At 39.9% G+C, this 13,029-nt stretch carries 8 protein-coding genes; 7 read left to right on the top strand and 1 reads right to left on the bottom strand.

Translation table 11 applies throughout. The features are described from left to right. Nucleotides 1-10 precede the first annotated feature (10 nt). From B5G52_RS04735 to rluF, 7 genes are all read left to right on the top strand, one after another. The gene (locus tag B5G52_RS04735; protein WP_087531553.1) at nucleotides 11-2,521 is read left to right on the top strand and encodes a glycogen/starch/alpha-glucan phosphorylase; all 2,511 of its coding nucleotides are present in this window, start codon (nucleotides 11-13) and stop codon (nucleotides 2,519-2,521) included. Nucleotides 2,522-2,535: 14 nt separating this feature from the next. After that, nucleotides 2,536-3,837, top strand: a complete 1,302-nt coding sequence (glgC, locus tag B5G52_RS04730; RefSeq protein WP_087531552.1) for a glucose-1-phosphate adenylyltransferase — start codon at nucleotides 2,536-2,538, stop codon at nucleotides 3,835-3,837. A gap of 21 nt (nucleotides 3,838-3,858) precedes the next feature. Further along, a complete protein-coding gene (locus B5G52_RS04725) occupies nucleotides 3,859-5,397 on the top strand; it encodes a glycogen synthase (protein WP_087531551.1) in 1,539 nt (512 codons plus the stop codon). A 130-nt stretch (nucleotides 5,398-5,527) separates the two neighbouring features. Further along, nucleotides 5,528-6,739, top strand: coding sequence for an EAL and HDOD domain-containing protein (locus B5G52_RS04720; protein WP_087531550.1), 1,212 nt, complete (start codon nucleotides 5,528-5,530; stop codon nucleotides 6,737-6,739). A 10-nt stretch (nucleotides 6,740-6,749) separates the two neighbouring features. Further along, nucleotides 6,750-7,829, top strand: coding sequence for a DUF418 domain-containing protein (locus tag B5G52_RS04715; protein ID WP_087531549.1), 1,080 nt, complete (start codon nucleotides 6,750-6,752; stop codon nucleotides 7,827-7,829). Between the two features lie 46 nt (nucleotides 7,830-7,875). Further along, entirely contained in the window at nucleotides 7,876-8,949 is a 1,074-nt protein-coding gene (locus tag B5G52_RS04710) for an ABC transporter substrate-binding protein (RefSeq protein ID WP_087531548.1), read from the top strand. Nucleotides 8,950-9,010: 61 nt separating this feature from the next. Next, entirely contained in the window at nucleotides 9,011-9,898 is an 888-nt protein-coding gene (gene rluF, locus B5G52_RS04705; RefSeq protein WP_087531547.1) for a 23S rRNA pseudouridine(2604) synthase RluF, read from the top strand. A 67-nt stretch (nucleotides 9,899-9,965) separates the two neighbouring features. Here the strand turns inward: rluF and B5G52_RS04700 are convergent, their stop codons facing one another. After that, on the bottom strand, nucleotides 9,966-13,028 hold the full coding sequence (locus B5G52_RS04700) for an efflux RND transporter permease subunit (protein WP_087531546.1): 3,063 nt from the start codon (nucleotides 13,026-13,028) through the stop codon (nucleotides 9,966-9,968). Nucleotide 13,029: the final 1 nt, after the last annotated feature.

The raw sequence follows: 13,029 nt of genomic DNA, 5'->3' as shown, positions 1-13,029 counted from the left end.
GGCGAATGTCATGGCTAATAATGGTGAACAAGTGTGTATTGCAAAAGGATGGCAAGATGCTCCTTTGATTGATGAAAGTACGTTGGAAGATGATTTATCTCGGCATTTTTATTATACCCTTGGGCGTGACAAAGTCGGTAAATCACAACTTTACTTATATAACGCATTAGCCTTTACCATACGTGATCGTTTAGTGGCACGGTGCAGAGCAACTAAACAACAAATGCACAACGAGAAAAAACGTAAAACAGCCTACATTTCATTAGAGTTTTTGATGGGTAGGGCTATGGGTAATGCGATTTTGAACCTCGATTTAGACTCACAAGTTAGTCAAGCGCTTCAGCAATATTGCACCAATATTGAAGATGTCGCGCAAGCAGAGCATGATGCGGGATTGGGCAATGGTGGCCTAGGTCGCTTAGCCGCGTGTTTTTTAGATAGCTGTGCAAGTTTAGCATTACCAGTTATCGGTTATGGTATTCGCTATGAATACGGCATGTTTAATCAAGCAATTGAAAATGGTCATCAAATAGAACAACCAGATAATTGGCTACGTGAGGGCCACCCATGGGAGCTTAGTGCCCCTGAGCAATCTCAACGCGTGAAATTTTTTGGTCATGTTGAAAGTTATATTGATAAACACGGGCGAGAGCACAGGCAGTGGTTAAATAGTCATGATGTATTAGCAGTGCCTTACGATGTACCAGTGCCAGGCTATAAAAATGACATTGTAAATACATTAAGACTTTGGAAGTCAGAAGCCACCGATGAGTTTGATTTAAGTGAATTTAATGCCGGTAGTTACACCGAAGCAGTCGCGCATAAAAACTTGGCAGAACAAATAACCATGGTGCTATATCCTAATGACAGTAGTGAAAATGGTAAAGAGCTGCGACTTCGTCAACAATACTTTCTCTCTTCTGCCAGCTTGCAAGATACAATTGCAACTTGGGTATCACAACATGGTGAATCGTTTAGTGATTTTGCAGATTACCATGTGTTTCAATTAAACGATACACACCCAAGTATTGCTGTTGCAGAGTTAATGCGGTTATTAATTGACGAGCATGAACTTGATTGGGATGAAGCGTGGCAAATTACCACCAAAACGATGGCTTACACCAATCATACGTTACTGCCAGAAGCACTTGAAAAATGGTCAGTGTCGTTATTTGCACGTTTATTGCCACGTATTCTTGAGATTATCTATGAAATTAATGCGCGTTTTCTTGCCCAGGTTGCACAAGCGTGGCCTGGAGATGTAGCAAAACAACAAGCATTGTCACTGATTGAAGAAGGCCCAGATCCGCAAGTAAGGATGGCTTATTTAGCCATTGTAGGCAGCTTTTCAGTCAATGGTGTTGCAGCGCTTCATACTGAGCTACTCAAGGAAGGTTTATTCAAAACGTTTTATGAATTATGGCCTGAGAAATTTAATAATAAAACTAATGGTGTAACACCAAGACGCTGGTTGGCTCACTGTAACCCTAAATTGACCCAATTGATCAGTAACAAAATTGGCGAGAGCTGGGTGGGGGAATTTTCGCGGATAAGCCAGCTACGTCGCTATTTTGATGATGCGACGTTTCATCAACAGTGGCAAGCAGTCAAACTTGAAAACAAACAACGGTTAGTTGATTTAGTGAAGCAACGTTGTGATGTGCAATTTGATACAAGTATGTTGTTTGATGTGCAAGTAAAACGCATTCACGAATATAAGCGCCAGTTGCTTAATGTATTACATGTAATTCATCTGTATGACCGTATTCGTCGCGGCGATACTGAAAACTTAGTCCCACGTTGTGTGCTGCTAGGTGGCAAAGCCGCGCCTGGTTATTACATGGCAAAACGCATCATTAAGCTTATAAACAATATTGCTCAGGTCATTAATAAAGACCCGCTTGCAAAACCCTATTTACGTGTTGCTTTTTTACCTAACTACAACGTAACGGCAATGGAAACGATATGCCCGGCCACAGACTTATCAGAGCAAATATCAACTGCAGGTAAAGAAGCATCTGGTACTGGCAACATGAAGTTTATGATGAATGGGGCATTGACGATAGGGACGTTAGATGGCGCAAATATCGAAATTCGTGATGCTGTTGGTGCAGATAACTTCTTCTTGTTTGGCGCCAAAGCAGAACAAATAGAATCAATTAAACAAAGTTATAACCCTTTACATATCATTCATTCAACGCCTGATTTATTCAATGTGATGCAATTACTTGAAAGCGGACACTTCAACTTATTTGAACCAGGATTATTCGACGACATCATTGGGGCCATTAAAAGTCCATATGATCCTTGGTTAGTCGCACATGATTTTGAAAGCTTTGTCAGTGCGCAAAGGGATGTTGAAAGTGCCTACCTTAATCAACAGCATTGGACGCAAATGAGTATTTTAAATACGGCCGCCAGTGGTGTGTTTTCAAGTGATAGAACGATAAGCCAATACAGTGAAGATATTTGGCATTTAACACCGCTTAAACCAAACACGACAACCAACAGCACAGATTAATACGGAGATAAATTATGCCAAGTTATGCAAATCGCTACATAAGTAGTTTAACGAGAGAAACCTACGCGTTAATTCTGGCTGGAGGGCGTGGCTCTCGGTTGCATGAGTTAACAAACTGGCGAGCGAAGCCTGCGGTGTATTTTGGGGGGAAACATCGAATTATCGATTTTCCACTGTCAAATTGTATTAACTCTGGTATTCGTCGAGTTGGTATTGCCACACAATATAAGTCTCACTCTTTGATACGTCATGTTAATCGTGCGTGGGGTCACTTTAAAAAAGAATTGGGTGAATCGGTAGAAATTTTACCTGCATCACAACGATACGGCGATGAATGGTACTGTGGTACAGCAGATGCTGTGTTTCAAAATATGGATATTATTCGTCATGAGCTACCTAAATATGTGATGATTTTGTCAGGGGATCATGTGTATCGAATGGATTATGGTGCTTTACTTGCAAAGCATGTTGAAACAGGTGCCGATATGACCGTGTGTTGTATTGAAGTTGACTGTGAAGAAGCCGCTGATACGTTTGGTGTTATGACCGTTGATGAGCAAAAGCGAGTAAAACGCTTTGATGAAAAACCATCTGAACCAAGCTCAATTCCAGGAAAGTCTGGCACCTGTTTAGCCTCTATGGGTAACTATGTTTTTAATACCGATTTTTTGTTTGAACAACTTAAAAAAGATGCTGAGAACGAAGGGTCCGGGCGTGACTTTGGCCATGATATCATTCCAGCCATTATCGAAGAGCATAATGTATTTGCTTTCCCATTTAGAGATCCAGGCCATGAAGGTCAGCCTTATTGGCGAGACGTGGGTACACTTGACTCATTTTGGGAAGCGAATATGGAACTGGTTATGCCAGAGCCGCAGCTAGATTTATATGATCCCACTTGGCCAATTTGGACTTATCAAGAGCAATTACCACCTGCTAAATTCATTTTTGATAATGACGATAGGCGTGGCATGGCAGTAGATTCAACTGTATCGGGTGGGTGTATTATCTCAGGCTCTGTTGTGCGTAAGTCATTGCTATTTTCTAATGTACATATACGCTCATACTGTGAAATTGAGGAGTCGGTTATTTTGCCGGGCGCGATTATTCAGCGAAACTGTCGAATTCGTCGTGCCATAATTGATCGAGGCTGTGAAATTCCAGCAGGGGTAGAGATTGGCTTTGATAAAAAGGCCGATGAAGAAAATGGGTTTAGAGTCTCTAAGAAGGGCATTGTTTTAGTAACACGAGACATGTTAACTGAACAGGCAAAAAAAATTGACCGCCAAGAACGCGAAAATAAACAATTAGCTTAAGTAGTAGGAAGTAAAATAATAATGCATGTACTGATGGTTGCGGCCGAAAATGACACACTCCCAAATGCCAAGGTTGGCGGTGTTGCAGATGTAATACGTGATTGCCCAAAGGCGCTTTGTAAAGCAGGGCTAAAGGTTGACGTAGTGATACCTGATTATGGTTTTGACACGTTAGATCGTATTCATTTGGGGCAGCTAAGTGTTCCTTTTGCAGGCCAAATCCATCATGTCGATGCATGGCAAATTAAAATAGATGAAGCTGCTCGGCAAATAGTGTTGTCTCATCATTATTTTAGTCAACACAATGGGCAAGTATATTGTAATGATGCACCAGGGCGTCCTTTTGCCACAGATGCAATTAAGTTTGCCTTGTTTAGTGCCGCAGTGTGTGAGGGGCTATTAGAAGGTATATTACCTGCTCCTGATGTGATTCATCTACATGACTGGCACAGTGCATGTGTAGCTGTGCTGCTCAAATTTGATAGTCGTTTTGGGCAATATGCAAATACAAAGCTTGTCTACACCGTACATAATTTGGCACTGCAAGGAATACGACCTTTTAAAGATGATGAATCTAGCTTAGAAGCTTGGTATCCCTGGCTTGGTTATGATGGTCAAGCTTTATGTGATCCACGTTACCCACATTGTTTTAACCCAATGCGCAGTGCGATTAATCTTGCCGATAAAGTACATTTAGTATCCCCCACTTATGCAAATGAAGTACTTTGCTCAAGCGATCCCCAAAATGGCTTTTTTGGTGGTGAAGGATTAGAGCTAGATTTACAAAATGCCGAAGCAGCGAATAAGCTGGTGGGTATTTTAAATGGTTGTGATTACACTGCTAATAATCACAGTAATGAAACCGCTTTAGTTGATTTGTACAATGAGATCGAAGTTGAGCTATTTAAGTGGATGGCTAAAAATCAACAACTAGAGTCTGGTTATTACATAGCTCACCAACGTTTATTACAGTTTATACACAATGAAAATCATGGCCCGTTGATCACCAGCGTAGGACGTTTAACAGAACAAAAAGTTTTACTCTTGTGTCAAGCATTTCAGGGTGACATGGTGATTGATAAACTATGCTCACAACTTGCTTCTTATCAAGGGCGAATGATTATTCTGGGTTCAGGTGATGAGTTACTTGAACAAACGTTTACACAGGCTATGGCGCGCAATAGTAATTTATTGTACTTGAAAGGGTATGGGCAAAAAATAGGCGAGTTACTTTATCAGCTCGGTGATTTATTCTTAATGCCAAGCTCGTTTGAGCCGTGTGGAATAAGCCAGATGTTAGCTATGCGTGATGGTCAACCCTGTTTAGTACATCAAGTGGGTGGTCTAAAGGATACTGTAAAACATTTAGAAAATGGTTTTTGCTTTACTGCTGATAACCTGCAAACTCAAAGCCGTCAGCTGGTAAACTGCTTTAACGAGACGCTTGAAACCCATCGACATAATCCTCAATTATGGCAGAAAATAGTGAAAAATGCCCTTGAGTCGCGCTTTACTTGGCATAGTGCTGCAAAAAAATATATTAGCAACTTGTACCAATAATAAATAAAAGTACTATTTTTTTAAACATAACTAGTTATAATGTTTTGCTATTAATTAGTTGGGTAATGACTTTTTGCTATTTTTGAGTTATTACTTATATATCAAAAAGTCGTATATAAGGGCCACGCTAGTGCAAGTATTTGTTGCGCGTCAAGCAATATTCAATCGCCGCCAACATGTAGTTGCGTATGAGTTGTTGTTTCGTAATAGTACCGATAACTTCTTTCCTAATATCGATGAGAGTGTCGCTACTGCAAAGCTGATTATGGAGAATCAACTTAATTTTGGCACTCGCCATATCACGTCAGGTAAAAAGGCCCTAATCAACATTGGGCCAGACTCATTAAAAATGGATCTCTGTTCGTTTTTACCAAGCAGTGATGTTGTTTTAGAGCTACTTGAAACCATAGAACCCACAGAAGAAAACTATCAATTATGCCGTGCGTTGTTCCATAAAAAATATACCTTAGCACTTGATGATTTTATTTATGAACCGAGATGGGACCGTTTCCTCAAATTTGTAAAATTAATCAAGTTTGATATTCGTATTACCCCGCTCGAAGAAATTAGCTGTGTCATCAAGCATTTAAAAAAATATAAAAATATTCGATTATTAGCCGAAAAAATAGAGACCGGTGAAGAGTTTGCACTCGCTCATTTCATGGGGTTTGACTATTTTCAAGGCTATTTTTTTGCAAAACCCGTGGTAGTAGAGCAAAAAGACATTGATATGAACTATGCGCTGGCTTTATCTATTTACGCTCAAGCAATGAAAGAGCATCCAAATATCAATACTTTAGCAGCGCTGTTTCAGCTCGATACAGCCTTGGCATTTAAATTACTAAGATTAATTAACAGTGGTGTTTTCCCAGTACAAAAAGAAATAGAATCGATTAAGCAGGCATTAGTTTACTTGGGGCAAGATCATATTCGTAAGTTTGTTAGCCTTATTATTACTGCTCATGTGCCGCAATCAAAGCCAACAGAGCTGGTTAAAATGTGTATTATTAGGGCGCGATTTTGTGAGTTGCTAGCACAAAAGGTTGCGCCGAGTCAGTCTAATAGTGCTTTTCTTACCGGGTTATTTTCATTACTGGATGCAATTCTAGACAGGCCAATGGAGCAGCTGCTAGAAAAACTACCGTTTCCCGAACCAATTAAACTGGCTTTAATGGCAGAAAAAAACATGCTTTATTATATTTTAGCAACTGTTAAAGCCTATGAAACGGGGAGTTGGTGGGCGCTTGAAAAAGCAGTTGTTTTTCTTAACATTTCAAGTGATGGGTTACCTAAGCTATACGAAAATGCGCTAGACTGGTCAAATACTCATAAATACGATTAATGACAAGATAATGCGAAATAACAACATGGATGTCATTCGTGGCGTAGCTGTACTTGGCTTAATGTACATGAATGCCTACTTTTTTGGGCTTTTTGAATACGGTTATGTGTCAACTGAGCTCCCACCAGTCTCGGATCATATTTTACAGATTGTTAGTCTCATCTTTATAGATGGCCGGTTCCGTAGCTTATTTTCTTTATTGTTTGGCGCAGCTTTATATATACAATGGCAGCGTTATCAAAATTTACAGGTACTGCAAAAACGCCTTAAAATCTTAGCTTATTTTGGCTTGTTTCATGGTTTTATATTATGGGCAGGGGATATCTTATTTATTTATGCATGTGCTGGCTGGTTGACATGTAAATACCTCGATCAAAAAGATAGAGTGATTGTAAAAAGAGCGATGCAGTTTCTCGTTATTGGGGCTGCAGTCTCATTTTTATTGTTACTAATCGAACCTAGCTATATTGTGACGCGAGCTGATATTGAGTTTATGCAAAGCTATCAGAACACTTATGCGAGCATGGGGGCGTTAATGAGCGCCAATGGTATAGCATTTTTTATAATGATTATTGCAGTACCACTTATTACTATGTGGATGAGCGCGAGTTTAATGCTTGTTGGTATTTTTGCTTACAAAAAATCGTTGTTTGTAAAAGGAATACCCAAGCCATATGTTAAACATACTATTGTTGCAGCATTATTTTTTACAGCACTAAGGGTTATTTTAGAATATCAATCATCTCATCTCGCTGTCGCATTAAAGGAACCCATTAATTTGTTTGCTGCGCTATTTGTTGCTTTATTATTTATCCATGTAGTCGTTAAAAAATGGTCTGAGGGAAGTTTATTCTATTCAAGCTTTCAATGTATTGGACGTTTAGCACTCTCAGTTTATATTATGCAAACCCTTGTTCTCCTAATCTTGTTCAAAGTGCTCTACCCAAGTTGGATTTTAATATTTAATCGTATCGATTACTTTTTACTTGTAACCTTTATAGCAATTTTACAATTTTTGCTTTGTCAGCTGTATAGCCACTTTTTTAAACATGGGCCGCTTGAAATATTATGGCGAAAACTGTCAAGTTAACCTTTCTCGGCTATGCTAAGACTAAGCATATTTTTTAGGTCATATAATGAAACAATTATTTGTTATTTTGGTGTTGTTTTTTAGCTTTAATACTGGTGCAGTTGGGGCCATATCTGTTTTATTTGTGAACCCGTCTGTTGAAGGGGAACCTTTTTGGACAAAAGTACAAAAAATCATGGAGGTTTCAGCAGCGCAGCAACATGTAAACCTTGATGTTATTTATGGCGAAGGGAATCGTTACATCCAATTGGCAGAGCTTAAAAAATATTTAAAATACCGAGCAACACCTGACTATGTTGTGCTGCTAAACTACCCCGGTGGCGCTGAGCAATCTATGAAACTACTTGAAGGCTTTGGCGTTAAATTTATCACTTTAGAGCAAACAATTGTTGCACAAGAAAGAGAAGCGATAGGTCAGCCACAACAAATTTATAAAAATTGGTTAGGTGAAATTTATCACGATAATTTTAACGCGGGTAAGCTATTAGCCGAAGCGCTAATACTAAAAGCGAAAGAGCAAAATTTAACACCTCAAGTAGTGGCTATCAATGGTCATTATGGCTCAGAGTCAGATCGCCGTAGTGCAGGGCTAATCGAATATTTAACTCAGCATAATTTAGAATTAAATCAAACAGTTTACGCGAGTTGGTCAAAGTTAGAAGCCATGACCAAAACTGAAAAATTAATCCAAAGATATCCCACCATGAATGTTATTTGGACAGCGTCTGATTTGATGGCCTTAGGCGCTTTTACTGCAATTAAAGACAAAACGCAGCCTTTTTTAATTGGTGGATTTGATTGGTTAAGGGATAATTTGTTGCTGATCAAACAAAAAAAACTGACGGCCAGTGTTGGTGGGCATTATTTAATGGGCGGCTGGGCGCTAACTACCTTGGTGGATCACCATAACGGGCATTCGTTTTGGCAAAATAATACTAAAATAGAAATAGATTTAGCAGTCATCACGCAAGATAACATTAATCAGTATGATTATTTAATTGATATTACTGATTGGTCATTTTTAGACTTCAAGCAACTGTCACTCTTAGAAACTAAACAAAGCGAGTATCGATTTAATGTTACCCAATTAAGTAAAGATACCTTACAAAACGTAAATTAACCGCGCAAAAACTTTAGCGCTGGTTTACAATATGGGCCTTTAAAATTAAGACGAATTGGCCATGACAGATTTAAAACGATTAAATAAATATATAAGTGACACTGGTTTTTGTTCTCGACGTGAAGCTGATAAGTATATTGAAGATGGTCGTGTAACTGTCAATGGTAAACGCCCTGAAATGGGTGTAAAAGTTGCGGCCACTGACGATGTGTTAGTTGACGGTAAACCACTTAAAAAAGTGCCTAAGCGCGCGTACATTGCCTACAACAAACCGGTGGGTATTACCTGTACTACCGAGCGTAAAATTCAAAGTAATATTGTCAAAGCGGTTAATTACCCTGATCGTATTTTCCCTATTGGTCGACTTGACCGTCCATCCGAAGGGCTTATCTTTTTAACCAACGAAGGCGATATCGTTAATAAAATCCTTCGTGCTGGTAATAATCATGAAAAAGAATACGTTGTCACTGTCGATAAGCCATTAAATCGTCAGTTTGTTAATAAGATGGGTGGTGGCATCCCAATTCTTGATACAGTCACAAAAAAATGTAAAGTGACTCAAACAGGCGCTAAAGAGTTCACTATTATTTTGACCCAAGGCTTAAACCGACAAATACGTAGAATGTGTGAATACCTAGGCTATGAAGTGGTCACACTAAAGCGCACGCGTATTATGAACGTGACCCTAAAAGGATTAAAAGTAGGCCAATGGCGCCATTTAACTGAACATGAAATGGCGTTAATTAATGACTCAATTGCAGGTTCTGGTAAAACAGAAGAACGCTCTATTGATGAAAACAAACAGGGCACAGCCGAAGTTAAAAAACGCGACTTTCAAAAGCATGTTGAAAAAGCAAAATCACAACAACCAGCTAAAGCCAATAAGTCTTTTAATAAACCTCGTTTAACAGCAAAACGCAGAACAGGCACACTGAGTTTAAAAAAGTAGCTAGAACTCACCAGGTAGTTAAGCTTTGAACAAGGCCAAGTAATGTAAATTACTTGGCCTTTTTTTGTTAGCTGTTCTTAGGCACTTCAATTCTAAACACCATGGTATAAAGCACCGGCACTACTATTAGAGTTAGTATGGTAGCAAAACCTAAGCCAAACATGATGGTGACCGCCATTGACTGGAAGAACACATCAAATAACAGTGGGATCATACCTAGAATTGTGGTGATAGCAGCCATTGCCACAGGGCGGACACGGCTTACTCCGGAATCAAATACGGCTTGGTAGGGGGCTTTCCCTTCGCTGAGTTCAAGGTTTATTTGATCGACTAACACAATGCCGTTTTTGATCAGCATGCCGCTTAAGCTCAGTAAGCCAAGCAAGGCCATAAAACTAAATGCTGCATTCATCAATAATAAACCTGCGCTTACACCAATTATGGCAAGTGGTACGGTGGCCCAAATCACTAGTGGCTTTTTAACAGAGTTAAATAGCAACACGGTCACTGCAAACATGGCAAGGTAACCCAGAGGTAGTGAACCAAATATGGCTTTTTGTGCTTTAGTTGAGGATTCATACTCGCCGCCCCATTGAAGCTCATAGCCATGAGGGAGTTTTATTGCTTCAATACCCCCCCTCACACGAGCAAACAGTTTAGCAGGCGTTTCATCGCCAATGACATCGTGGTCGGCCATGACTGTGATGGTGCGTTTTCGGTCGCGACGCATTATTAGGCTGTCTTCCCACTCGACCACAAACTCATCAACCACTTGGGTGACGGGCACAAATACGCCAAGTACAGGGCTGTATATTTGTAAGTCACGCAGGCTTTCAACGTTCAAACGTTCTTCTGCTGGGGAGCGGGCAATGATCGGTAATTGCTGAGTACCGTCTTTATAAACGCCGACTTTTTTGCCTGACAAACTTGTTAACAACAGTTGATCTAAGTCTGTTTTAGCAATCCCTAAACGGCGTGCTTTTTGCTCGTTTAACTGAGGGCGAATTAATTTTGAACGCTCGCGCCAATCATCACGAATATTAAACGCACCGGCATCTTGGCTGAGTACTTCTTTGGCTTCTTTTGCGAGCTTTCGCAGTACCACAGGATCAGCACCAGAAAAACGGGCCTCTATTTTAGCGTCGGTCGATGGGCCAATTTCCATCCGTTTTATTTTAAGCTTGGCATCAAAAACATGGCTGTACTCATAGTCACGAACTTTGGCAATCATGGTGGCGACGGCTTCACGGTCTTTAACCCGTATAATCAATTGACCGTAGGCTGGGTATGATTTTTCTGGTGCGTAAGTCAGCATAAAGCGTGGCGCGCCTTGGCCTATTGTTGAGGTGACTTCTTCTACTAGCTCATCTTTTTGTAAAAAGGCTTCAAGTTTTGCTACACCATCCATCGTAGCATGAATATCTGCACCTTGTGTATGCCAGTAATCTACATAGAACATAGGGGTGTTTGATGCCGGAAAGAATGCTTGTTTAATAAATTTAAAACCAAATACTGAGCTTACAAGCAACACCACCATCAATAGCAAGGTCGTTTTACGAAAGCGCATAGCATTGCCTAAAAGGCTTTTATAAATATTAAAAATGAAGCCTTGGTAAGGGTCTTCATCATGGCTTTGTTCTTTAACCTCAGATTGTTTAAACATTAAATCAGCAAAGAATGGGGTCAGTGTGATTGCTGTGATCCAGCTTAACAGCAATGAAATGAGTAATACCCAAAATAAGCTGCCAGCAAATTCACCACTGGCATCAGAGCTTAAGCCTATAGGTGCAAAAGCGGTGATAGCAATAACTGTTGCGCCGAGTAAAGGCCATTTTGTTTGCTGCACAATATTAGCCGCAGCTTTAACTTTGGTTTGTCCGCGCTTTAAGTTAATTAATATACCTTCGGTGACAACGATAGCGTTATCGACCAGCATCCCTAATGCGATGATCAAGGCGCCAAGTGAAATACGCTGTAAATCAATAGCGAACAGCTTCATAAAAATAAAGGTGCCGAGTACGGTCAATAATAAGATTATTCCAATCAAGACACCACTTTTAAAGCCCATAAATACCAGCAACACAATGATTACAATTGCAACAGCTTCTAATAAACTGATAATGAACCCGCTTACAGATTTTTCTACTTCAACAGGCTGGTTATAAACCGTGTTAATTTCCATACCATGGGGGCGCTGGTATTCTAGTGATGCTAAATGCGCTTTAATGTTATCGCCTACATCCACCACGTTGACACCGGTACTAAAGGAAACACCAACTAATAAGGCTTGTTGCTGATTAAAACGCATGACATTACGTGGTACTTCAGCGTATTCACGGTATACCGTTGCCACATCGCCTAAGTAGATTAATTCGTTTGCGCCTGGTTTTGAAATAAGTAAATTTTCAAGCTCTGTCACATCGTTAAATTCGCCAGTGGGGTGCAAGCGGATAGACTCATCACCCACGCGCACTTTACCTGCGTTTGATACGGTATTTTGTGACTGTAATAATTGATAAATTCTATTGGGAGCAATACCAAGCTGAGCAAGTTTTCGTGTTGATATTTCTACCATTACTTGCGCTTGCTGTTCACCGCTAACGGTCACTTTACTTACGCCTTTAACGAGTACTAGTTCACGCTTTAAAAAATCTACATAGTCTTTTAATTCATCATAAGAATAGCCATCACCAGTGACTGCATACATGACACCATACACATCACCAAAATCATCTAAAACTGTGCTTGGGTAGACACCAGTTGGCAGTGATGATGCGTTATCATTTATTTTGCGTCTGAGCTCATCCCAAATTTGACGTAAGTCTTGTTTGCGATAAGTGCTTTTCATCTCCACAGATATTTGTGATTTGCCAGGTGATGAAATGCTGGTTACATAATCTACATAGGGTAGTTGTTGAATAGCGTTTTCAATTGGAAAAGTGACTTCTTCTTCAACTTGTTGTGGTGAAGCGCCAGGGTAGAGAGTGATCACCATGGCTTTTTTTAAGGTAAATTCGGGGTCTTCAAGCTGGCCAAGCCCTAAATACGACACCGCACCACCAATAAGTAGTAGCAATGCAAACATCCAACTAACTACTTTGTGTTTTATAGCAACTTCAGCAAAACTCATT

The sequence above is a fragment of the Pseudoalteromonas sp. A601 genome, assembly GCF_002165575.1.
In the GTDB taxonomy this organism is placed as follows: domain Bacteria; phylum Pseudomonadota; class Gammaproteobacteria; order Enterobacterales; family Alteromonadaceae; genus Pseudoalteromonas.
The sequence above is the reverse complement of the archived record's forward strand: the minus strand, read 5'-3'. Positions and strand labels throughout refer to the sequence as shown.